General features: G+C 73.9%; 20 protein-coding genes. 10 read left to right on the top strand and 10 right to left on the bottom strand.

The window, feature by feature from the left end; translation table 11 throughout:
* The first annotated feature begins 44 nt into the window (after nt 1-44).
* Both Q3W71_RS24695 and Q3W71_RS24690 read left to right on the top strand, forming a co-directional pair.
* A complete protein-coding gene (locus tag Q3W71_RS24695; protein ID WP_302921836.1) occupies nt 45-791 on the top strand; it encodes a response regulator transcription factor in 747 nt (248 codons plus the stop codon).
* Nucleotides 769-2,247 carry a cell wall metabolism sensor histidine kinase WalK gene (locus Q3W71_RS24690; protein ID WP_302921835.1) on the top strand — a complete coding sequence of 493 codons (1,479 nt, stop codon included), beginning with the start codon at nt 769-771 and terminating at the stop codon, nt 2,245-2,247. Before Q3W71_RS24695 ends, Q3W71_RS24690 begins: the two co-directional genes overlap by 23 nt.
* Before the next feature lie 3 nt (nt 2,248-2,250).
* On the opposite strand, the gene Q3W71_RS24685 is transcribed toward Q3W71_RS24690, so the two are convergent.
* On the bottom strand, nt 2,251-3,105 hold the full coding sequence (locus Q3W71_RS24685; protein ID WP_302921834.1) for an arginase family protein: 855 nt from the start codon (nt 3,103-3,105) through the stop codon (nt 2,251-2,253).
* An 84-nt stretch (nt 3,106-3,189) separates the two neighbouring features.
* Between Q3W71_RS24685 and Q3W71_RS24680 the strand changes: the two genes are divergently transcribed.
* Complete coding sequence (locus tag Q3W71_RS24680) at nt 3,190-3,879, top strand: helix-turn-helix transcriptional regulator (protein ID WP_302921833.1); 690 nt, start codon at nt 3,190-3,192, stop codon at nt 3,877-3,879.
* Nucleotides 3,880-3,916: 37 nt separating this feature from the next.
* On the opposite strand, the gene Q3W71_RS24675 is transcribed toward Q3W71_RS24680, so the two are convergent.
* The gene (locus tag Q3W71_RS24675) at nt 3,917-4,318 is read right to left on the bottom strand and encodes a VOC family protein (protein ID WP_302921832.1); all 402 of its coding nucleotides are present in this window, start codon (nt 4,316-4,318) and stop codon (nt 3,917-3,919) included.
* A gap of 171 nt (nt 4,319-4,489) precedes the next feature.
* On the opposite strand from Q3W71_RS24675, the gene Q3W71_RS24670 reads away from it, so the two are divergent.
* From Q3W71_RS24670 to Q3W71_RS24655, 4 genes are all read left to right on the top strand, one after another.
* The gene (locus Q3W71_RS24670; protein ID WP_192902051.1) at nt 4,490-4,639 is read left to right on the top strand and encodes a hypothetical protein; all 150 of its coding nucleotides are present in this window, start codon (nt 4,490-4,492) and stop codon (nt 4,637-4,639) included.
* Between the two features lie 10 nt (nt 4,640-4,649).
* A complete protein-coding gene (locus Q3W71_RS24665; protein WP_302921831.1) occupies nt 4,650-6,074 on the top strand; it encodes a class I SAM-dependent methyltransferase in 1,425 nt (474 codons plus the stop codon).
* A 175-nt stretch (nt 6,075-6,249) separates the two neighbouring features.
* The gene (locus tag Q3W71_RS24660) at nt 6,250-8,262 is read left to right on the top strand and encodes a sulfatase-like hydrolase/transferase (RefSeq protein ID WP_302921830.1); all 2,013 of its coding nucleotides are present in this window, start codon (nt 6,250-6,252) and stop codon (nt 8,260-8,262) included.
* A gap of 246 nt (nt 8,263-8,508) precedes the next feature.
* Nucleotides 8,509-9,792: a citrate synthase gene (locus Q3W71_RS24655; protein ID WP_302921829.1), complete on the top strand. Its 1,284-nt coding sequence runs from the start codon at nt 8,509-8,511 to the stop codon at nt 9,790-9,792.
* Nucleotides 9,793-10,098: 306 nt separating this feature from the next.
* Here the strand turns inward: Q3W71_RS24655 and Q3W71_RS24650 are convergent, their stop codons facing one another.
* Nucleotides 10,099-11,502, bottom strand: a complete 1,404-nt coding sequence (locus Q3W71_RS24650) for a glycosyltransferase family 4 protein (protein ID WP_302921828.1) — start codon at nt 11,500-11,502, stop codon at nt 10,099-10,101.
* A 334-nt stretch (nt 11,503-11,836) separates the two neighbouring features.
* Between Q3W71_RS24650 and glgX the strand changes: the two genes are divergently transcribed.
* Genes glgX through treZ form a run of 3 tightly spaced genes read left to right on the top strand, consistent with a single transcriptional unit; the run spans nt 11,837 to nt 17,989 of the window.
* Nucleotides 11,837-13,954: a glycogen debranching protein GlgX gene (glgX, locus tag Q3W71_RS24645; RefSeq protein WP_302921827.1), complete on the top strand. Its 2,118-nt coding sequence runs from the start codon at nt 11,837-11,839 to the stop codon at nt 13,952-13,954.
* A 1-nt stretch (nt 13,955) separates the two neighbouring features.
* Nucleotides 13,956-16,259, top strand: a complete 2,304-nt coding sequence (gene treY / locus Q3W71_RS24640) for a malto-oligosyltrehalose synthase (RefSeq protein ID WP_302921826.1) — start codon at nt 13,956-13,958, stop codon at nt 16,257-16,259.
* Entirely contained in the window at nt 16,256-17,989 is a 1,734-nt protein-coding gene (gene treZ, locus Q3W71_RS24635; RefSeq protein ID WP_302921825.1) for a malto-oligosyltrehalose trehalohydrolase, read from the top strand. The genes treY and treZ overlap by 4 nt, the downstream gene beginning before the upstream one ends.
* 9 nt (nt 17,990-17,998) lie before the next feature.
* On the opposite strand, the gene Q3W71_RS24630 is transcribed toward treZ, so the two are convergent.
* The 7 genes from Q3W71_RS24630 to Q3W71_RS24600 form a co-directional block, all read right to left on the bottom strand.
* The gene (locus Q3W71_RS24630; protein ID WP_302921824.1) at nt 17,999-18,430 is read right to left on the bottom strand and encodes a RidA family protein; all 432 of its coding nucleotides are present in this window, start codon (nt 18,428-18,430) and stop codon (nt 17,999-18,001) included.
* 211 nt (nt 18,431-18,641) lie between these two features.
* On the bottom strand, nt 18,642-18,989 hold the full coding sequence (locus tag Q3W71_RS24625) for an antibiotic biosynthesis monooxygenase (protein WP_302921823.1): 348 nt from the start codon (nt 18,987-18,989) through the stop codon (nt 18,642-18,644).
* A 169-nt stretch (nt 18,990-19,158) separates the two neighbouring features.
* Nucleotides 19,159-20,094 (bottom strand): cyclase family protein, encoded by a 936-nt coding sequence (locus Q3W71_RS24620; RefSeq protein ID WP_302921822.1) that lies wholly within the window; start codon nt 20,092-20,094, stop codon nt 19,159-19,161.
* 96 nt (nt 20,095-20,190) lie between these two features.
* Complete coding sequence (locus Q3W71_RS24615) at nt 20,191-20,730, bottom strand: GNAT family N-acetyltransferase (RefSeq protein WP_302921821.1); 540 nt, start codon at nt 20,728-20,730, stop codon at nt 20,191-20,193.
* Between the two features lie 29 nt (nt 20,731-20,759).
* The gene (locus tag Q3W71_RS24610; protein WP_302921820.1) at nt 20,760-21,755 is read right to left on the bottom strand and encodes an NAD(P)-dependent alcohol dehydrogenase; all 996 of its coding nucleotides are present in this window, start codon (nt 21,753-21,755) and stop codon (nt 20,760-20,762) included.
* Nucleotides 21,752-21,979, bottom strand: coding sequence for a helix-turn-helix transcriptional regulator (locus tag Q3W71_RS24605; protein ID WP_368051115.1), 228 nt, complete (start codon nt 21,977-21,979; stop codon nt 21,752-21,754). The genes Q3W71_RS24610 and Q3W71_RS24605 overlap by 4 nt, the downstream gene beginning before the upstream one ends.
* On the bottom strand, nt 21,973-22,401 hold the full coding sequence (locus Q3W71_RS24600; RefSeq protein WP_302921819.1) for a hypothetical protein: 429 nt from the start codon (nt 22,399-22,401) through the stop codon (nt 21,973-21,975). Before Q3W71_RS24600 ends, Q3W71_RS24605 begins: the two co-directional genes overlap by 7 nt.
* Nucleotides 22,402-22,468: the final 67 nt, after the last annotated feature.

The following is a 22,468-nucleotide window of genomic DNA, read 5'->3' as shown; positions in this document are numbered from 1 at the left end:
GCACACAGCCGGCGCACACCGGGGCCGTAGGCTGCCCGGCCAGCATGGGGGCCATGGGAAGCGAGGGGCAGACCCGGGTGGAGCTGCGGCGCCCGGACGGTGAGCCGGTCCGGGTGCTGGTGGTCGACGACGAGCCGACCCTGGCCGAGCTGCTGGCGATGGCGCTGCGCTACGAGGGCTGGCAGGTCCGCACGGTCGGCGACGGGACATCGGCGCTCGGCGCGGCGCGGCAGTTCCAGCCGGACGCGGTGGTGCTCGACGTGATGCTGCCCGACCTGGACGGCTTCCAGGTGCTGCGCCGGCTGCGCGAGCAGGCCCCGACCGTCCCGGTGCTCTTCCTGACCGCCCGGGACGCGGTGCAGGACCGGGTCGCCGGGCTCACCGTCGGCGGCGACGACTACGTCACCAAGCCGTTCAGCCTGGAGGAGGTGATCGCCCGGCTGCGGGCGCTGCTGCGCCGGTCCGGCTTCGCGGTCGCCGCGCGGGAGGAGGCGGTGCTCACCGTCGGAGACCTCAGCCTGGACGAGGACAGCCACGAGGTGCGCCGCGCCGGCGACCTGATCACGCTGACCGCCACCGAGTTCGAGCTGCTGCGCTACCTGATGCGCAACCCGCGCCGGGTGCTGAGCAAGGCGCAGATCCTGGACCGGGTCTGGAACTACGACTTCGGCGGCCAGGCCAACGTGGTCGAGCTCTACATCTCGTACCTGCGGAAGAAGATCGACGCCGGTCGCGAGCCGATGATCCACACGCTGCGCGGGGCGGGGTATGTCCTCAAGCCGGCCGGGTGACCCCGCCGGCCCGCCGGGACGGCTGTGGCGCTGGCCGGCCGGCTGGTCGCTGCGGACCCGGCTGGTGGTCACCCTGGTCGGGCTGCTGGCCCTGGTCAGTGTCGCGATCGGCGGGCTGACCACGGTGGCGCTGCGGCAGTTCCTGGTCGAGCGGATCGACGCCCAGTTGGTGCCCGGCCCGATGTCCCGGGGCGACCGCCCGTTCCCGCCGTTCGGCGCGGGCCTCCCGCCCGGGCTGCCACCCGGCTCCCTCGCCGCCACCGTTGTCGACGGCACGGTGACCGAGGCGCGGACGCAGGCCGGGAGCCGGGCCGGGGGCGAGCCGGTGCCGGTGGCGGAGGTGGCCCCGCTGGCCCGGCTTCCGGTTGGCGCCGCGCCGCGCACCGTCGACCTGGGCGAGCGCGGCGACTACCGGGCCGTGGCCCGGCAACTGCCCGGCGGTCGGATTCAGGTGGTCGCCCTGCCGCTGGCCGGGGTGCGGGAGACCGTCTGGTGGATGGTCGTCGCGCAGGCCGGGGTGGCCACCGCCGGGCTGCTGGTGGCCGGCTCGGCGGGCGCGCTGGTCGTCCGGGCCACGCTGCGGCCGCTGCGCCGGGTCGCCGCCACCGCCGGGCGGGTCAGCGAGCTGCCGCTGGACCGCGGCGAGGTGGCGCTCTCCGAGCGGGTGCCCGCCGCCGACACCGACCCGCGTACCGAGGTGGGGCAGGTCGGCGCGGCGCTGAACCGGATGCTGGGGCACGTCGGCGCCGCCCTCGCCGCCCGGCAGGCCAGCGAGACCCGGGTCCGCCAGTTCGTGGCCGACGCCAGCCACGAGCTGCGCACCCCGCTGGCCGCGATCCGCGGCTACGCCGAGGTCGCCCGGCGCGGCCGGGACCGGGTGCCGCCGGACGTCGCGCACGCGCTGCGCCGGGTGGAGTCGGAGAGCGCCCGGATGACCAGCCTCGTCGACGACCTGCTGCTGCTCGCCCGGCTGGACACCGGCCGGCCGCTCGCGGTCGGACCGGTCGACCTCACCGCGCTGGTGGTGGACGCGGTCAGCGACGCGCACGTCGCCGGCCCGGAGCACCACTGGCGGCTCGACCTGCCGGACGCGGTGGTCCGGGTGCCCGGCGACGCCGCCCGGCTGCACCAGGTGCTGGCGAACCTGCTGGCCAACGCCCGGGCGCACACCCCGCCGGGCACCACCGTCACCACCACCCTGCGCGCCGGGCCGGACGCCGCCGTGCTCGCCGTGGCCGACGACGGTCCGGGGGTGCCGGAGCAGCTGCGGCCGGAGGTCTTCGAGCGCTTCGCCCGCGGCGACAGCTCCCGCTCGCGGGCGCACGGCAGCACCGGGCTGGGCCTGGCCATCGTGGCGGCGGTGGTGGCGGCGCACCACGGCACCGTGGCGCTGGACAGCCGGCCGGGCCGGACCGTGTTCACCGTCCGGCTGCCCGGTCCGCTCGCCGACGGGTGAGCGTCAGCGCGCCAGCAGCTCGGCGAGCACGGCCACCACCCGCCGCGCGTGCCGCCCGTCCGGGTCGAGGTCGGCGTTCAGGTCGGTCACGCTCATCCCGAGCAGCCGGTCGGCCCGAGCCAGCGGCGTCACCAGCGCGGTCAGCTCGGCCCAGCGCAGACCGTCCGGCTCCGGATAGCTGACCGCCGGCAGGTCGGCCGGGTCGACCGCGTCCAGGTCCAGGTGCAGCCAGGCCGGCCCGTCGCCGGCCGCGGCCAGCTCCGCGCCGACCGCGCCGGGACCCCGCCGCCGCAGCTCCGCCGCCGGCAGCCGGTGGATCCTCGGGTCGATCCGGTCCGCCTCGGCCCGGCCGGGGCCGTCGGCGGGCGGGCGGTGCCCCATCAGGTGCACCCGGGCGGGGTCCACGAGCGGGCCGTCCCGGCCCACCGCGGCGGACGGGCCGTGCCCGGTCACCACCGAGAGGTCCATGTCGGCGCCCTCGCCGGTCTCCGATATCCGCCCGTCGTAGAAGTCCGGGTGGCCGTCGACGAACCAGAGCGTCACCGCCGGCGGCAGGGCCAGGCAGATGCCCGGCAGGATGGTGCAGTCACCGCCGAGCACCAGCGGCCGGCGGCCGCCGGCGAGCAGCGCGCCGACCCGCTCGGCGATGGCGGCGCCGGCCCGGCGGACCTGGGTCGCCCCGATCAGCCCGCTCTCCGGGTCACGGACCGGGTCGTCGACCACCGCCTCGACCCGGCCGCCGTCCTCGGCGTCGAGCGCGGTGAGCAGGCCGGCGGCGCGCAGCGCGTCGGGGGCCCGCTGCTCGCCCCGGCCCCGCCCGGACGAGTCCAGCGGTGCGTCGACCACGACCCATCGCACACCGGCAGGTTAGCGACGTGACCGGCGTCCGCACCGGCGATCGCCGGGTCGTGCCCCGACCGGCGCCGTGGCAGGCTGGTCGGCGTGTACCGGGAACGCCCCGCGGGGCTCGCCGACGCGGTGCTCTGGACGGCAGCCAGCACGGGCGGCCCCGCGCCCACCCGCGTGCTGCCCGACGGCTGCGTCGACCTGCTCTGGTCCAGCCACGCCGGGCTGCTGGTGGCCGGGCCGGACCGCACCGCCCACCTGAGCGTCCCCGTACCCGGCCAGCGGTGGGTCGGGCTGCGGCTGCCGCCCGGCACCGGCCCGGCGGTGCTCGGCGTGCCCGCCGTCGAGCTGCGGGACCGGCGGGTGGCGCTCGCCGACCTCTGGGGCGAACGGGCGGTCGCCGGGCTGGCCGAGCGGGCCGCGGCCGACCCGGCCACCGTGCTGGTCGAGGTGGCCCGCCGGCGGCTGCGCGCCGCCGGCGGCCCCGACCCGGTGGGCGCCCGGGTCGCTGCGGCGCTGGCCGCCGGCGCCCCGGTCGCCGCGACCGCCGCCGAGGTCGGGCTGGATCCGCGCGTCCTGCACCGCCGGTCCCGGCAGTGGTTCGGGTACGGCCCGAAGACCCTGGCCCGGATCCTGCGGATGCGCCGCGCGCTGGAGCTGGCCCGCACGGGCGCGCCGCTGGCCGAGGTGGCCGCCCGCTGCGGCTACGCCGACCAGGCGCACTTCACCCGGGACGTGCGGGACCTGGCCGGCGTACCCCCGACGGCCCTGCTCGCCCGCGGCTGATCGCGGCGGTGGCGGCGGACCGAGGTGCCGGTGCCGGTCAGTCCGTGGTCTTCGGCTGCCAGGCGAACAGGTCCACCCCGTTGCCGTCCGGGTCGAGCACCACCGCGTAGCGCTGCCCCCATTCGGCGTCCCACGGCGGCAGGTGCCCCTGGTGGCCCTCGGCGACCAGCTCCGCGTAGAGCCGGTCCACCTCGGCCGGATCGTCGCAGCGGAAGGCGAGGCTCGCGCCCCCGCCCTGGCCGGGCTTCCAGTCCGGGTCGAAGGAACGGATGACCTCCACCGTGTCCCAGGCGAGCCGGAGCCCGCCGGGCAGGGTGATCTCCACGTGCGAGGTGGCGTCGGCGTCGGCCGGGATGTCGAGGCCGAGCCGGCGGTAGAAGGCGAGCGAGCGCGGCAGGTCGCCGCTGACCAAACCGATGAGATCGAGTGTCGGTGCCATGACGCCCACGGTAGGGAGGGTCCCGGGCCGGTGTCTTGAACGAATCGGACGGCGGACGGATGGCCGATGTCGCCTCCACGAGGCGGACAGCCGACGTACGGTGTCTGAAGTCCGGCTTTCCGGTCATATCCGGGCGTCGGGTGTCAACACGGCGAGGGGAAGGAGCGGTCGGTGAACCATCTGGCCTACCTGGACGCGGGGTCCGGCAGCCTGATCGTGCAGGCGGTGGTCGGCGGGGTGGCCGGCGTGGCGGTGGCCGCCAAGCTCTACTGGCGGCGGTTGGTCGACCGGTTCCGCCGCCAGCCCACCGACCAGCGCTGATCCGCCGGCGATGGCGATCTCCCACACCGACCTGCGGCCCGAGCCCGGCTCCTTCCGTGACCCGGCCAACCGGGTCTTCCATGCCGGCGACGACGTGCTGCGCGGGCTCGACGCGCGGGCGGCCGAGGAGTGGCGGACCCTGGCCGGCACCGAGTTCTTCGCCGCCCTGCTCGCCGCCGGCAAGGTCTGCGGCACCGAGCCGGCCGACCCGGCGCTGCTGCCCGCGGGCGCCGGCTGGACCGCCGCGCTCCGGCACGAGCGCATCCCGTTCGTCTCCCACCCGTACGAGTGGTCCTTCAGCATGCTGCGCGACGCCGCGCTGCTGCACCTGGAGATCCTCCGCACGGCGCTGCCGGCCGGGTTCACCACCAAGGACGGCTCGGCGTACAACCTCCAGTGGCGCGGCGTCGAGCCGGTCTTCATCGACGTCGGCTCCTTCACCCCGGCCCGCGACGGCGAGCCCTGGGCGGGCTACCGCCAGTTCTGCCAGACCCTGCTCTATCCGCTGCTGCTCGGCGCCCACCTCGGCCTGGACTTCCAGCCCTGGCTGCGGGCCCGGGTGGACGGCCTCGACGCCGACCAGATGCGCCGGCTCTTCGGCGGCGCCCGCCGGCTGCGGCCGGGCGTACTCACCCACGTGCACCTGCACGGGGCGATGCAGAGCCGGCACGCCGACACCAGCACCGCCGACACCCGGGACCGGCTCCGGGCCGCCGGCTACTCGCGGGAGCTGGGGCTGGCCACCGTACGCGGCCTCGAGAAGCTCGTCCGCCGGCTGGACCCGCCGGGCACCGCCAGCCACTGGTCGGCGTACCAGCGCACCTGCGGTTACTCGGCTGGCGACCGGGCCGCCAAGGAGGCGTTCGTGGCCGGGGCGCTGGCCGCCACCCCGCACGCCCGGCTGGTCCTCGACCTCGGCGCCAACGACGGCCGGTACGCCCGGCTCGCCGCCCGGCACGCCGAGTACGTCGTCGCCGTGGAACAGGACCCGGCCGTGGTGGACGAGCTGTACCGGGCGCTGCGCGCCGAGGGGGAGCGGCGCGTCCTGCCGCTGGTGATGGACCTCGCCGACCCCTCACCGGGCGGCGGCTGGCGGAGCGTCGAGCGGGCCGGGTTCGCCGACCGGGCGGCCGCCGACGTGGTGCTCGCCCTGGCCGTGGTGCACCACCTCGCGATCGGCCGCAACGTGCCGCTGCCCGAGGTGGTGGACTTCCTCGCCGGGCTCTGCGCGCCCGGCGCGCGGATCGTGGTGGAGTTCGTCCATCCGGACGACCCGATGGCCCGCCGGCTGCTGGCCAACAAGCCCGACGGGCTCTTCCCCGACTACCGGCGCGACGCGTTCGAGCGGCTGCTCGGCGCGCGCGGCCGGATCGAGCGCCGGCTGGAGCTGCCGTCGGGCACCCGGACCCTGTACGCGGTGGTCGTGGGTGGCTGAACCGCCACCCGCCCCGCCGCCCGGCCCGACCGACCCGCGACCGAACCCGCCGGATCCGGCCGGTCCGGCCCTCGCGCCCCGTGCCACGCCCACACCCGCGGTCGGATCTCCGGAGGGGGATCGGCCCACGCCCTCGGCCCGACCGGCCCGCGCGCCCGCGGCCGGGGACCCGCCCGTGCCCGGACCGGCGAGCAGGGGTCGGGAACCGGCGGCGGGGTGGCGGGCCGAGCTGGCCCGGCTGCTGGAGGTGGCGGCGCTGGTCGGGCTGGTGGTCACCCAGCCGCTGCTCGACGTGCTCGGGCGCAGCCCGGACTTCTTCCTGTTCCACCGCGCCGACCGGGGCGAGATCCTGCTGCTGGTGGCGCTGATCGCGGTCGCGCCCACGCTGGCCGTGGCGCTGCTCGGCGCGCTGACCCGGCTGGCCGGCCGGGCCGCCCGCGCCGCCACCCACACCCTGCTGGTCGGGCTGCTGCTCGCCGCGCTGGCCGTGCAGGCCGGCCGGCACGTCACCGGGCTGCGGGGCGTACCGCTGCTGCTGGCGGCGGCGGTGGCCGGCGCGGCCGGGGCGGCGGCGCACCGGCGGTGGCGGGCGCCCGGGCGGGTGTTGCGGGTGGCGGCGGCCGGTCCGCTGGTCTTCGTCGGGCTGTTCCTGTTCGTCTCGCCCGCGTCGGCGGTGGTGCTGCCGCGCGGCGAGGGCGGCGTGGCCGGCGCGGCGCAGGGCGGCCGGCATCCGCCGGTGGTCATGCTGATCCTCGACGAGCTGCCGCTGGTCAGCCTGCTCGGTCCGGACGGGCGGGTCGACGCGACCCGGTTCCCGCACTTCGCCGAGCTGGCCGCCGGCTCCACCTGGTACCGCAACGCCACCGGGGTCAGCGGCTGGACGCCGTACGCGCTGCCGGCGATGCTCACCGGCCGCTACCCGCAGCGCGAAGTGGCCCCGCACTACTCGCAGTACCCGGACAACCTCTTCACCGCCTTCGGCGGGCTCTACGACGTCCGGGCCGAGGAGAGCATCACCCGGCTCTGCCCGCCCAGCCGCTGCGACCAGCCGGTCAGCCCGCAGCAGGGGCTCGGCGTGCTGGTCCGGGAGACCGGCCGGCTGCTGGGGCAGCTGACCGCGCCGGTGGAGAGCCGGATCGACCCGGAGGACTCCTACCGGGAACGCACCCGCGCCGAGGCGGGCCTGGACGCCGCCGAACCGGTCCCGGCCGACCCGAAGTTCCGCTGGGACAGCCTGGACGACAACCAGCCGGCCCGGTTCACCGCGTTCCTGGCCGGCCTCAAGCCCGCCGACCGGCCGACGCTGCACTTCCTGCACCTGCTGATGCCGCACTCGCCGTGGGCGTACCTGCCCTCCGGGGTGCGCTACGACGCGCCCGAGGACCTGCCCAACGAAGGGGCCGGCTGGGTGGACCTGGCCCGGCAGCGGCACCTCGCGCAGCTCGCCTACACCGACCGGCTGATCGGCGAGACGCTGCGGACGCTGCGCGCCACCGGCCTCTACGACCAGGCCCTGCTGGTGGTCACCGCCGACCACGGGGTGAGCTTCACCCAGGGCTTCCAGGGCCGCGGGATGGACGCCATCCGGGCCGCCCCGGACGAGGTGGCCTGGGTGCCGCTCTTCGTCAAGTCACCCGGGCAGCGGGCCGGCCGGGTCGACGACCGCAACTGGGAACACGTCGACCTGCTGCCCACCGTCGCCGACGAGGCCGCCATCCGGCTGCCCCGGCCGGTCGACGGGCGCTCGGCCCGGCAGGCGCCGCGCGACGCGGCGAAGCACTTCTACGACCGGCCCGGGCAGCCCGTCCCGCTGCCCGGTGGGGTGCCCGACCCGCTCCCGCCGCCGGCGACCCACCCGCTGGTCGGCACGACGGTGGGGGACCGGCCGGCCGGCGGCTCGGCCCGGGTGGGCGACCTGGCCGCGTTCGCCGACGTCGACCCGGACACCGGCCGGCTGCCGGCGCTGGTCTGGGGCGACGTGCCGGACCAGGTGCCGGACGGCACGCTGCTGGCGGTCGCGGTCAACGGCCGGGTCGGCGCGGTGGTCCCGGTGGCCCCGCGCGACGCCGGCGGCCGGCGCTTCGCCGCCCTGCTCGCCGACGACCGGCTCTTCCAGGCCGGCGCGAACCGGCTGGACGTCTACCAGGTCGCCGCCGACGGCGGGCTGCGCCGGCTCGCCCTCTCCTGACCCACCCGCGCGCCGGACCCGTTCCCCGCGCCTGGCCGCCGCGTTTCCAGGCCGAGCCCGGGCGCGCTCCCACGGCGGTCCGGCCCGGGCCGGGTGGGTGGCGGGTCGGGTTTCCCCGCTGACTGGTCGGGAATCGGGTGACGCATGCCTCACCGCCGAACCACGGTGGGCGGTGTCCCGGGAACCGCGAATACGGTAGAAGCGAAGGCAATTCAACGTAGATCTGCCGGCAAAGCGAGGAACCACATGACGGAAGTCAAGCTCGATCACCCCGGTGGGCAGCTGTCGATGCCGGTGAAGTCCGCGGTCGAGGGCCCCGCCGGTATCGGGGTGGGCAAGCTGCTGAAGGAAACCGGGTTGACGACCTACGACCCCGGTTTCGTCAACACCGCGGCCTGCTCGTCCGCGATCACCTACATCGACGGCGACGCGGGCATCCTGCGGTACCGGGGGTACCCGATCGAGCAGCTGGCCGAGAAGTCCTCCTTCCTGGAGGTCTCCTACCTGCTGATCTACGGTGAACTGCCGACCGAGCAGCAGCTGACCGAGTTCAGCGAGCGGATCCGCCGGCACTCGCTGCTGCACGAGGAGATGCGCCGCTTCTTCGACGGCTTCCCGCGCGACGCGCACCCGATGGCCGTGCTCTCCTCGGCGGTCAGCGCGATCTCCACCTTCTACCAGGACAGCCTGGACCCGTTCGACTCCTCGCACGTGGAGATGTCCACCGTGCGGCTGATGGCGAAGGTGCCCACCATCGCCTCGTACGCGTACAAGAAGTCGATCGGCCAGCCGCTGCTGTACCCGGACAACTCGCTGGGCTACGTGGAGAACTTCCTGCGGATGACCTTCGGCGTGCCGGCCGAGCCGTACGAGGTCGACCCGGTGATGGCCAAGGTGCTGGACATGCTCTTCGTCCTGCACGCCGACCACGAGCAGAACTGCTCGACCTCGACCGTGCGGCTGGTCGGCTCCAGCAACGCCAACCTCTTCGCCTCGGTCTCCGCCGGCGTGAACGCGCTGTTCGGCCCGCTGCACGGCGGCGCCAACCAGGCAGTGCTGGAGATGCTGGAGAAGATCCAGGCCGAGGGCGACGACGTACGCTCCTTCGTCCGCAAGGTCAAGGACAAGCAGGACGGCGTCAAGCTGATGGGCTTCGGCCACCGGGTCTACAAGAACTACGACCCGCGGGCCGCGATCGTGAAGAAGGCGGCGCAGGACGTGCTCGGCCGGATGGCCAAGCCGGACCCGCTGCTGGACATCGCGATGGAGCTGGAGGAGATCGCCCTGGCGGACGACTTCTTCGTCTCCCGCAAGCTCTACCCGAACGTGGACTTCTACACCGGCCTGATCTACAAGGCCATGGGCTTCCCGACCAAGATGTTCACGGTGCTCTTCGCGCTGGGCCGGCTCCCCGGCTGGATCGCCCAGTGGCGCGAGATGATCAACGACCCGGAGACCAAGATCGGCCGCCCCCGGCAGGTCTACACCGGTTCCCCGCAGCGCGACTACCTGCCGCTCACCGAGCGCTGACCACCGCGTCGAACAGGCCGCCGACCCTCGTGAGGGTCGGCGGCCTGTTCCGTCGTGCGGGGGGCCTGTACCCCTGCTCGCGCCCTGTCGAGCTGCCCCGCCGATGAGACCACGCACGTGGGGACGCGGCGGATTCATCGCCCCGTCCGCGCGGGCAGCTCGACGGGGTCGGCGTGCGGGTTGGTCGCGTTGCCCCGTTGGTGGGGGCAGCTCGACGGGGTCGGGTGCGGTTCGTCGCTGCCCCGTCGGTGAGGGCAGCTCGACACGGTTGGGGTGCGGTCGGTCGAGCTGTCCGGTCCGTGCGGGTCAGCGCAGGCCGGCGGCGGCCAGGAGGTTGCCCTCGGCGATGGCCGGGAGCTGGTGGCCCTGGGCCATCCGCTGCGCCGCGCGTTCGGCGGTGAAGGCGGGGGCGCCGGCGATCGCCGCCGCGTAGGTGGCCGCGGTGCGCTGCGCGATGGCCGCCCAGCCGTACTGCTCGTGCACCATCGCCCGGGCCCGGCGGGCCAGCGCGCGGGCCCGCTCCCGGTCCGACAGCAGGGCGTGCACGGCGTCGGTCAGCCCGTCCGGGTCGTGCGGCCGGAACGTCATCCCGGTGACCCCGGGCTCGATGATCTCGGCCAGCCCGCCGGTCGCGGAGACCGCCAGCGGCGCCCCGGCCGCCGCGCCCTCCAGCGCCACCATGCCGAACGGCTCGTAGATGCTCGGCACCGCGAAGCAGTCCGACGCCGCCATCACCGCGGGCAGGTCGGTGCCGCCGAGGAAACCGGGCATGCTCACCGCGGCCCCGAGGCCGAGCCGGTGCACGTCCGCCTCCAGTTCGCCGCGGTACGGCCCGTCGCCGGCGATCACCACGCGCAGCCCGGGGTGCCGCTCCCGCAGCCGGGGCAGCCCGGCGAGCAGGTGCTGCACGCCCTTCTCGTACACCAGCCGGCCGGCGAAGGTGACCAGCGGTCCGGTGCCGGCGAACCGATCCCGGGCGGCGGCGATCGCGGCCGCCGGCGCCCGCCAGCGCCGCGGCTCGACGCCGTTGGGCACCACGTCGACCCGGCCGCCCGGCACGCCGAAGAGCGCGCCCACCTCGTCACGCATGTAACCCGAGCAGACGATCACCCGGGTCGACTCGGTGCTGAGCCAGTGCTCGACGCCGTGGATGGTGCGGTTCATCTCCTCCGGCAGCCAACCCTGGTGCCGGCCGGCCTCCGTGGCGTGGATGGTGCTGACCAGCGGGACGTCCAGGTGATCGCGCAGGGTCATCGCGGTGTGTGCGACGAGCCAGTCGTGGGCGTGGATGACGTCGTAGTGGGCGGTGTCGGTGGCGCGCAGGGCGGCGCGGGTGAGGGTGTGGTTGAAGGCCATGGTCCAGGCCAGCAGGCTGTTGGTGGCCAGGGGGAAGGTGACGGGGTCTTCGGCGGCGCGGATGACGCGGACGCCGTCGGCGTATTCCTCCAGGGGTGCGCCGTCGGCGTGGCGGGTGACGACGGTGACCTGGTGGCCGGCGGCGGCGAGGGCGACGGAGAGGGCGTGGACGTGGCGGCCGAGGCCGCCGACGAGCACCGGCGGGTACTCCCAGGACAGCATCAGGATGCGCCGGGACGGCGGGGCCACGCCGCCGGTGGTGGGCTGCGGGATGGCGGGGCGGGACGTCGGGGTGGGCCGGCAGGTGCGGTCCGAGGCGGTGGCGAGCGGCTCGCCGACCCGCAGCGTGGTCACATCAATCTCCGTCCATGCAGGCTGGAACGCGCCGGCGCCGGTGCCGGCGGAGCGGAAGGAAGGGTGGCCGAGGGCCGAGGCGGCGACGCGCGGGCGCGTCCCGCGAACAAGCAAAAGGCATCGGCGCCGATCCCGCATCTCGAAAAGGGCCAAGGTGACGGACGCCACCCGAAGGGTTCAACGCGGATCAGTCGGGCGGATTACGGTCATCGGCCGAACGGGTGGATTGGCCGCGGAGCGGGCGGGGCAATACCCGGCGTGCGCACCGCCGGCCTCGCCGCGTGGTGTGCTCATGGTGCGTGGTGCGCTCATGATCTTGCGCCGAAGGAGCGACATGCAGGTCTGGCCGGGTGAGCGTTATCCCCTCGGGGCCACCTACGACGGGATGGGCACCAACTTCGCGATCTTCTCGGAGGTGGCCGAGCGGGTCGAGCTCTGCCTCTTCGACGAGTGGGACGTCGGGGCCGAGCGGCGGGTCGAGCTGCGCGAGGTGGACGCCTACGTCTGGCACGCCTACGTCCCGGGCATCGAGCCCGGGCAGCGGTACGGCTACCGGGTGCACGGCCCGTACGACCCGGCGAACGGGCTGCGCTGCAACCCGCACAAGCTGCTGCTCGACCCGTACGCCAAGGCGATCGACGGCGACGTCACCTGGGACCCGGCGGTCTACGACTACGAGCACGGCGACCCGGAGCGGATGAGCACCACCGACTCGGCGCCGTTCATGCCCAAGTCGGTGGTGGTCAACCCGTACTTCGACTGGGGCAACGACGCCCCGCCGCGCACCCCGTACCACCACTCGGTGATCTACGAGGCGCACGTGCGCGGCCTGACCATGCGCCACCCCGACATCCCCGAGGAGCTGCGCGGCACGTACGCCGGCATCGCCTCGCCGCCGATGATCGAGCACCTGACCCGGCTCGGGGTGACCGCCATCGAGCTGATGCCGGTGCACCAGTTCGTGCACGACCACCGGCTGGCCGACCTGGGACTGCGCAACTACTGGGGCTACAACACCATCGGCTTCTTCGCCCCGCACCACGGCTACTCCGCGCTCGGCCGGCTCGGCCAGCAGGTGCAGGAGTTCCGCGGCATGGTGAAGGCGCTGCACGCCGCCGGCATCGAGGTCATCCTCGACGTGGTCTACAACCACACCGCCGAGGGCAACCACCTCGGCCCGACGCTGAGCTTCAAGGGCGTCGACAACGCCAGCTACTACCGGCTCAGCGAGGACGACCGGCGCTACTACGTCGACTACACCGGCACCGGCAACAGCCTCAACGTACGCAGCCCGCACTCGCTCCAGCTGATCATGGACTCGCTGCGCTACTGGGTGACCGAGATGCACGTCGACGGCTTCCGCTTCGACCTGGCCGCCACCCTGGCCCGGGAGTTCTACGAGGTGGACCGCCTCTCCACCTTCTTCGAGGTGGTGCAGCAGGACCCGGTGGTCAGCCAGGTCAAGCTGATCGCCGAGCCGTGGGACGTCGGCCCCGGCGGCTACCAGGTGGGCAACTTCCCGCCGGTGTGGACCGAGTGGAACGGCAAGTACCGGGACACCGTGCGCGACTTCTGGCGCGGCGAGCCGGCCACCCTGGCGGAGTTCGCCTCCCGCATCTCCGGCTCGGCCGACCTCTACCAGGACGACGGGCGCCGCCCGTTCCACAGCATCAACTTCGTCACCTGTCACGACGGGTTCACCCTGGCCGACCTGGTGTCGTACAACGACAAGCACAACGAGGCCAACGGCGAGGAGAACCGGGACGGCGAGAGCCACAACCGGTCCTGGAACTGCGGCGTGGAGGGGCCCACCGACGACCCGGCGGTGCTCGCCCTGCGGGCCCGGCAGCGGCGCAACTTCCTGGCCACCCTGATGCTCTCCCAGGGCGTGCCGATGATCGGGCACGGCGACGAGCTGGGCCGCACCCAGCGGGGCAACAACAACGCCTACTGCCAGGACAGCGAGCTGGCCTGGATCGACTGGGACGGCGCCGACGCCGAGCTGCTGGAGTTCACCCGCAAGCTGGTCGCCTTCCGCCGCCGGCACCAGGTGTTCCGCCGCCGCCGGTTCTTCACCGGCCTGCCGGTGCGCTCCCGGCTGGTCGACGAGCCCCTGCCCGACCTGGCCTGGTACACCCCGGACGGGCGGGAGATGACCGGCGAGGACTGGGGCAACGACTTCGGCCGCTCGGTGGCGCTCTTCGTCAACGGCGAGGGCATCCGCGAACGCGGCCAGTACGGCCAGCGCCACGTCGACAGCTCCTTCCTGCTCTGCTTCAACGCCCACGACGCGCCGCTGGACTTCACCCTGCCCGGTCCCGAGTTCGGGCAGCGCTGGGAAGTGGTGATCAGCACCGCCGAACCGGAACCGGAGAAGACGGCGGTGGTCGAGGCCGGCGGCGCGCTGACCGTGCCGGACCGCTGCGTGGTGGTGCTGGAGAGGACGGCCTGACATGGCGACCACCCCGCGCGCCACCTACCGCGTGCAGGTCCGCCCCGGCTTCGACCTGGCCGCCACCGCCGGCCTCGCCGACTACCTGGCCGACCTCGGCGTCAGCCACCTGTACAGCGCGCCGCTGCTGACCGCCACGCCCGGCTCCGCGCACGGCTACGACGTGGTCGACCACCGGGCGGTCAGCCCGGAACTGGGCGGCGAGTCCGGCCGGCAACGCCTGGTGCGGGCGTTGCGGGCGGCCGGCCTCGGCCTGGTCGTGGACATCGTGCCGAACCACGCCGGGGTGGCCGTGCCGGCGGCCAACCCGGCCTGGTGGGACGTGCTGCGCCGGGGCCGCGAGTCGGCGTACGCGGGCTGGTTCGACATCGACTGGGAGCGCGGCCCGCTGCTGCTGCCGGTGCTGGCCGACACCCCGGACGCGCTCGACGACCTCAAGCTGGCCGACGGCGAGCTGCGCTACCACGAGCACCGCTTCCCGATCGCCGACGGCACCGGCGAGGGCACGCCCCGCCAGGTGCACGACCGGCAGCACTACGAGCTGGTCTCCTGGCGGCGCGGTGACGCCGAGCTGACGTACCGCCGGTTCTTCGCCGTCTCGGACCTGGCCGGGCTGCGGGTGGAGGACCCGGAGGTCTTCGCCGCCACGCACGCCGAGATCCTGCGCTGGGCGGCGGCCGGCGAGGTAGACGGCATCCGGGTCGACCACCCCGACGGCCTGCGCGACCCGGCCGGCTACCTGGCCCGGCTGCGGGCGGCCGCGCCGGGCGCCTGGCTGGTGGTGGAGAAGATCCTGGAGTACGGCGAGGAACTGCCGGACTGGCCGGTGGACGGCACCACCGGCTACGACGCCCTCGCCGCCGTCGGCGGCCTCTTCGTCGACCCGGACGTCGAAGCCGACTTCACCGCCCTGGACACCCGGCTGGTCGGGCACCCCACCTCGTGGCAGGACCTGACCCACGACACCAAGCTGGCCGCGGCCACCCGGCTGCTCGCCGCCGAGCTGACCCGGCTGGCCGCGCTCGTCCCCGAGGTGGAGCCGGCCGCGGCCCGGTCGGCGCTGGCCGAACTCGCCGCCGCCTTCCCGGTGTACCGGGGCTACCCGCCGGAGGGCGCCCGGCACCTGGCCGCCGCCCGCGCCGAGGCCGGCCGGCGCCGCCCCGACCTCACCGGCGCCCTGGACGCGCTGACCCGCCGGCTGCGCGACCCCGACGACGAGCTGGCCCAGCGGTTCCCGCAGTTCACCGGCGCGGTGATGGCCAAGGGCGTGGAGGACACCGCGTTCTACCGGTGGAGCCGGTTCGTGGCACTCAACGAGGTCGGCGGCAGCCCGGCGCACTTCGGCGTGCCGCCGGCCGAGTTCCACCGGTTCGCCACCGCCCGGCAGGTGCGCTGGCCGGCGAGCATGACCACGCTCTCCACCCACGACACCAAGCGGTCGGAGGACGTGCGGGCCCGGCTGGCCGTCCTGTCGGAGCTGCCGGAGCGCTGGGCGTCGCTGGTGGGCGACTGGATGGCACGGGTACCGCTGCCGGACCCGGCCTTCGCGCACCTGCTGTGGCAGACCGCCGTCGGCGCCTGGCCGATCGAGCGCGAGCGCCTGCACGCGTACGCCGAGAAGGCGGCCCGGGAGGCCGCCGCGTCGACCAGCTGGACCGACCCCGACCCGGCGTTCGAGCGGGCCATGCACGCGCTGGTCGACGCGATGTACGACGACGCCGCCCTGACCGCTTCGATCGGCGCCTTCGCCGCCGAGATCACCCCGGCGGGCTGGTCCAACTCGCTCGGGCAGAAGCTGGTGCAGCTGGCCATGCCCGGGGTGCCGGACACCTACCAGGGCACCGAGCTGTGGGACAACTCCCTGGTCGACCCGGACAACCGGCGGCCGGTCGACTTCGCCGTACGCCGAGGGCTGCTGGCCCGGCTCGACGCCGGCTGGCGGCCGGCGGTCGACGCCGGCGGGGCGGCGAAGCTGCTGGTGGTGTCGCGGACCCTGCGGCTGCGGCGGGACCGCCCGGAGCTGTTCACCGGCTACCGGCCGGTGCCGGTGCGCGGGCCGGCCGCCCGGCACGTGGTGGCCTTCGACCGGGGTGGCGCGACAGCGGTGGCGACCCGGCTGCCGCTGCGGCTGGCCGCCGCCGGCGGGTGGCGCGGCACCACCCTGTCGATTTCTGTTCATCGAGTTAGGGACATGTTCACCGGTCGGGTCTACAGTGGGTCTGAGCTGCTCCTTCATGATCTGCTGAGCACCTATCCCGTCGCGCTGCTGGCTCCCACCACCGAGTCCGTGGAGGCTGCGTCATGACCGAATTCGCGGTGTGGGCGCCGGACGTCACCCGGGTCCGGCTGCGCCTGACCGGCGACGCGGACCGCGCGATGCGCCCCGGCCCGGGCGGGTGGTGGCGGGTCGAGGTGCCCGGCGCCGGCCCCGGCACCGACTACGCCTTCCTCCTCGACGACGACGACCAACCGCTGCCCGACCCGCGCTCGGCGTGGCAGCCGGCCGGCGTGCATGGACCGAGCCGGCTCTACTCCCATCCCTCGTTCCCCTGGACCGACGCGTCGTGGACCGGCCGCCAACTGCCCGGCAGCGTTCTGTACGAGTTGCACGTCGGCACGTTCACCCCCGAGGGCACCTTCGACGCGGCGATCGGCAGGCTCGACCACCTGGTCGACCTGGGCGTCGACCTGATCGAGCTGCTGCCGGTCAACGCCTTCAACGGCGAGCACAACTGGGGGTACGACGGGGTCTGCTGGTTCGCCCCGCACGAGCCCTACGGCGGGCCGGACGGGCTGAAACGCCTGGTCGACGCCGCCCACGCCAAGGGGCTGGGGGTGATCCTCGACGTCGTCTACAACCATTTCGGCCCCTCCGGGGCCTACGCGCCGATGTTCGCGCCGTACCTCAGCGAGCAGAGCAACCCGTGGGGCCGCACCGTCAACCTGGACGGGCCGCACTCCGACGGCGTACGCCGCTACATCATCGACTCCGTGCTGATGTGGCTGCGCGACTACCACGTCGACGGCCTGCGGCTGGACGCCGTGCACGCCATGCCCGACTCCCGGGCCGTGCATCTGCTCGAAGAGGTGACCGTCGAGGTCGAGGCGCTGTCGACGCACCTGGGCCGGCCGCTGTCGCTGATCGCCGAATCCGACCTCAACGACCCGCGGCTCATCACGCCCCGCGAGGCCGGCGGGTACGGCCTGCACGCCCAGTGGAACGACGACGCCCACCACGCGCTGCACACGCTGCTGACGGGAGAGCGGCAGGGCTACTACGGGGACTTCGGGTCGCTCGAAGCGCTGACCGACGTGCTGACCGGCGGGTTCTTCCACGCGGGCACCTGGTCGTCGTTCCGGCAGCGGCACCACGGGCGGCCGGTGGACCGCCAGCGGCTGCCCGGGCACCGGCTGGTGGCCTATTTGCAGAACCACGACCAGATCGGGAACCGGGCTACTGGGGATCGAATCTCGGCTTCGCTGTCGCCTGCGCTGCTGCGGGTGGGCGCGACGCTGCTGATGACGGCGCCGTTCACGCCGATGCTGTTCATGGGGGAGGAGTGGGCGGCCTCCACGCCGTGGCAGTTCTTCACGTCGCATCCCGAACCGGAGCTTGCCGCTGCTGTCGCCGCTGGGCGCAAGCGGGAGTTCGCCTCGCACGGGTGGGCCTCGGCTGACGTGCCGGATCCGCAGGATCCGGAGACGTTCCTGCGGTCGCGGTTGGACTGGGCGGAGCTGGACAAGCCGGAGCACCGGGAGATGTACGAGTTCTACCGGCGGCTGATCGCGCTGCGGAAGTCGCGGGCTGACCTGTCGGATCCGCGGCTGTCGGCGGTGGACGTACGGCACGGGGACCAGTTCCTGGTGATGCGGCGGGGGGAGTGCCTGGTGGCGGCGAACCTGGCGGCGAAGCCGCAGCGGATCACGCTGCCCGGGGTGGCGCGGCGGGTGCTGCTGGCCACCGGGGACGGGGTCACGGTGATGCGGGACCGGATCGAGCTACCGGCGGAGACGGCGGCGATAGTGGCGCTGTGAGCTGTTCTCTCAGCGCGGCACCACAGCGATGACGTCGATCTCCACCAGCATGCCGGGCAACGCCAGGGCGGGCACCGGGATCAGCGTCCATGCCGGCTTGCGGTCACCCCACACCCGACCGAACTCCTGTTTCACCACCCCGAACTTCTCCTCGTCGTGGTCGACGATGAGCAGGTTGAACTTCGCCACGTCCGACATCGTGGCGCCGGCGGCCGCGAGCACGGTCTCCGTGTTCGTCAGCGCTTGCCTGAGCTGCGTCCCGAAGTCCTCCGACAGGACGCCGTCCTCGGTCTCGCCGCCTTGTCCGGCCGGAAGGATCATTCGCCAGCCGGCCGGGAACACCGCAAGATGTGAGTACGCGTTCGGCCGAGGATCGTAGAGACCCGTCGGGTTGATGAACGTCAGTTCGTCGACTTCGCCCGCACGAACGTCACCGGCCATTCGTCCTCGCCCCTCCGCGACCGCTGGTTGGACGCCGCTGTCCCCGATCGACAATAGTCGCCGAGAGTGCTTAGGCGATTACCAATCGTGACAACTGTCGTCCTGCTCCAGCCGCAGCTGCCGGACCGTCCAGCTTCTGCGCGAGACGCAGGGGCGGAAGGAACAGGCCGGCCGGGGCGTCCAAGTGGCGGCGGTGAAACCGCGGCGGCGCCTACCGACCTGCTGGGCGGGTGAAACCGTAGGCGCGCTCGACCTTGGCTACGTGCACCGCGAACGAGGCATACCAGTGCTCCCGCCCGTGGGCACGGACCGGGGCGTGCTCCGCGTGAGCCCGCCAGGCCGCGATCGACTCCTCGTCTCGCCAGTACGACACCGTGATCCCCAGACCGTCCGCACCGCGAGCCGAATCGACGCCGAGGAATCCCGGCTGGTCGGCAGCCAGCTTCAGCATCTGCTCGGCCCGGTCCCGGTAGCCGTTGTCGCCAGGGGTCCGCACGGAGGTGAACACGACCGCGTAGTAGGGCGGGGCGGGCAGCGATGCGGGCGCGAGGTCGGCCATTCAAGTCCTCCAACAGGTGCGGCAGGGTGCCGCCTCAAACGATCTCGCGCGCCCACCCGGGTCCACAACCCGGTTTACCGCGATGCCACGCCCGCTCGTGACCGGGATCGACACCGGGCGGCGTGGGTGAACAGGATCGCGGGCGGCCGGCCTGACGGGGTACGTCAGGTCAGAAGGTGGCGATCGGGTTGACCGGGCTGCCGGACGTACCGGCGAAGCGGACCGGCGCGACCGCGAGGTGGAAGTCCCACTGGCCGAGGTCGGCGGCCGTCGTCGCGCACGCCTCCAGGTCGCAGTTGTCGAGCAGCCACAGCCCCATCGCGACGAGGCTCACGGCGTGCACCGGCATCAGCACGTCGTCGTACCCCGACGGCTGGACGTCCTGCGGGGTGTCGGCGCCGATCAGCGCGACCTCCCGTTCGTGCAGCCACGGCAGGCAGGACGCGTGCCAGCCGGCCTGGGTGACACCACTGGTAGCACCGGACTCGTGCCGGAAGCGGCCGTAGCCGGTCCGCAGGAGTACCGCGTCGCCGGGTCGCACCCGCACGCCCTGGCGACGCTCGGCCTCCTCCAGGTCGTCGGGAAACACACCCTGCCCCGGTTCCAGCCACGGCACGTCACGGACCCTCGCGACGTCCAGCAGGACACCACGCGTGACGATCCCGTTCGCCGCCGCCGTGACGGCCGCCCACCCCGATCCCGTGGCGGCGTCGACCAGCGAGTGCGACCGCCCGTTGTACATCGTGCCGTCCCAGAAGATGTGGCACGGCGAGTCGAGGTGGGTGACGGTGTTGCCGTGGAACATGATGCCGAGCCGTTCGGACGAGAAGCCCCAGCGCCGGTCGGCGTGGAAGGCGGGCGGCATGTTCTCGGCACCCGGCATGTCGGCGGCGCACGGGCACGTCGTCGTCGACCGCTCCATCTCCTCCGGTGCGGCGACCTCCCAGGCGCACGACACGCTCCTGCCGTGGCGTACGGCCCGCGCCGCCGCCAGCCGGACGTCGTCGGTGATGTGGTTCAGCGTCCCGAGCTGGTCGTCGTCGCCCCACCGTCCCCAGTTCGACAGCGTGTGGAAGTACCCGAGCACGTCGTCCTGTGTGGGCATCGGTCGCTCTGCCGTCATCCCAGCATCGACTCCTCCGGTCACGCGGATCGCGGCGCCGCAGGTAGGCTATCCCGCCCTCCCGCTAGGACCGCCCGGTTACGGCTTCCAGTCGCGCCGGAGCAGGCCGTAGAGCACGAAGTCGGCGAAGCCGTCGCCGTCGTACTCGCGCTCCCGCTGGGTGCCCTCGTGGGTGAAGCCGCACGCCTCCGCGGTCCGCCGCATGGCCGTGTTGCTGGCCAGCGTCTCCAGCTCCAGCCGGCGCAGGTTGCGGTTGCGGAAGCCGTACCGGCAGAGCAGGTGGATCACCTCGGTCCCGTACCCCTGGCCGCGCGCCTCGGGGACCAGCGCGATGCCGAGGTGGCCGTACCCGTTGAACGCGTTGATCCCCCACAGCACGCCGCGGCCCAGGAAGGTGCCGTCGGCCACGGTCTCGGCCAGCAGCAGCACCGGGCTCTGGCCGTCGGCCGGCTCGACGACCTGCCGCTCCAGCCAGGCCCGGAGCTGGCCGACGTGGCGCGGCAGGAACGGCTCGCCGTCGGTGATCAGGTGCAGCTCGGGATCGCTCTTCAGGCGGAACAGGTTCGGCGCGTCGTCGGGCGTGGGTGGGCGCAGTCGCACCCGTTCGGTGGCGAACACCGCCCGACGCTAACAGCCGGCCCGGCTGATCAACGACCGGTTAATCCGGGCATGGTGATGACGATCTTTCCGGCCGGGTGACCGTCCCGGAGGTGGCGGATCGCGTCCGCCGTCTCGGCCAGGGGATAGGTGCGGTCCACCGCCGGGGTGAGCGCGCCGGACTCGATGAGCCTCCCCAGCTCCGCCAGGTCCTCGGCCCGCTCCACGGCGCTGACGCTGCGCAGCCGTTGGCCGACGAACAGGGACAGCAGCGGTGCGCGGACCATCTGCCGGTCGTAGCCGCTGAGCACCGGGCCCTTGGTGTACGCGCCGCCGACCAGCGCCAGCGTCCCGCGCGGGGTGAGGGCGCGGCGCAGCAGCGAGAACGGCCGGTCGCCGCCGGTGTCGATGACCACGTCGTAGACCGGGCCGTCGCGGTCGACCTCCTCGCTGGTGTAGTCGAGGACGTCGTCGGCGCCGAGGGAGCGGACGAACTCGGCCCGGGCCGGGGCGCAGACGGCGGTGACCGTCGCCCCGTACGCCTTGGCGATCTGCACGGCGTGGGAGCCGACGCCGCCGGACGCGCCGATGACCAGCACCCGGTGCCCGGCGCGGACCTGGCCGCTGTCGCGGACCGCGCGCAGTGCCGTCATCCCGGAGACCGGCGCCGCGGCGGCCTGCGCGAACGACAGGTTGGCCGGCTTGTGGGCCAGGCGCCGCTGCGGCGCGCTGGCGAACTCGGCGTACGAGCCGCGCAGGCAGGTGCCGTAGACCTCGTCGCCCGGCCGGAACCGGGTCACCCGGGCGCCGACCGCGGCCACCACGCCGGCCAGGTCCCGGCCGAGCACCGGCACCCGGGGCCGGCGCAACCCGCTGGCCAGCCGCGCCAGGTAGGGGCGGCCGGTCATGAAGATCCACACTCCGGGGTCGACCGCGGCGGCGCGGACCTGGACCAGCACGTCGTCGTCGCCGATGGCCGGCTGGTCGATGTCGCGGAGCCGGAGTACGTCGGCCGGGCCGTAGCTGTCGTGGACGATGGCTTTCACGGTGCCGCCTCCTCGGGGTACTGGAACACGTCGTCGAGCCGCGCGCCGAACACGCGGGCGATCCGGAACGCCATCTCCAGCGAGGGGGAGTAGCGGCCCTGCTCGATGGCGATGACCGTCTGCCGGGTCACGCCGATCCGCTCGGCCAGCTCGGCCTGGGTCATCTCGTCGTGCGCGAAGCGCAGCGCGCGGATGCTGTTGGTGACGCGGGTCGGCTTCACCACTGCGGGACACCCCGGCGGTAGACGATCACCTTCGCCAGGGAGCCGACCACCGCCGACAGGACGAAGCACAGGTAGATGACGTTGGCGATCCAGAACCAGTCCCACTCGGCCAGCGCCATGAGCAGCGCCGACACCGCGCCGATGATGACGAACGCCTGGCCGACGTGGTCGCCGAGCCGCCCGATCTCCCGGTCGCGGTCGTCCCTGACCCGGGACGCCCGGGGGTTCACCACGCCCATGGCGATCTCGGCCACGATGCTGGCGACGATCGCGCCGCCGATGGTCCACAGCAGAACGCCGGCGTAGGGGGTGGCGGCGAGTGGCTCGCCGTCGACCCGGCTCAGCACGACGGTCGCGTAGACGGCGTAGCCGACCGCGCTGACCACCAGCATGATCCAGGCGCGTTTCTCCTCGTGCGTCATGACCGCCTCCCGATGTAAAGAATCCTTGACACAGTCAGAGTAAGGCGTTCTTGACATCGTGTCTAGA

The sequence above is a fragment of the Micromonospora sp. C28SCA-DRY-2 genome (assembly GCF_030519475.1).
Classification (GTDB): Bacteria; Actinomycetota; Actinomycetes; order Mycobacteriales; family Micromonosporaceae; genus Micromonospora.
The sequence above is the reverse complement of the archived record's forward strand: the minus strand, read 5'-3'. Positions and strand labels throughout refer to the sequence as shown.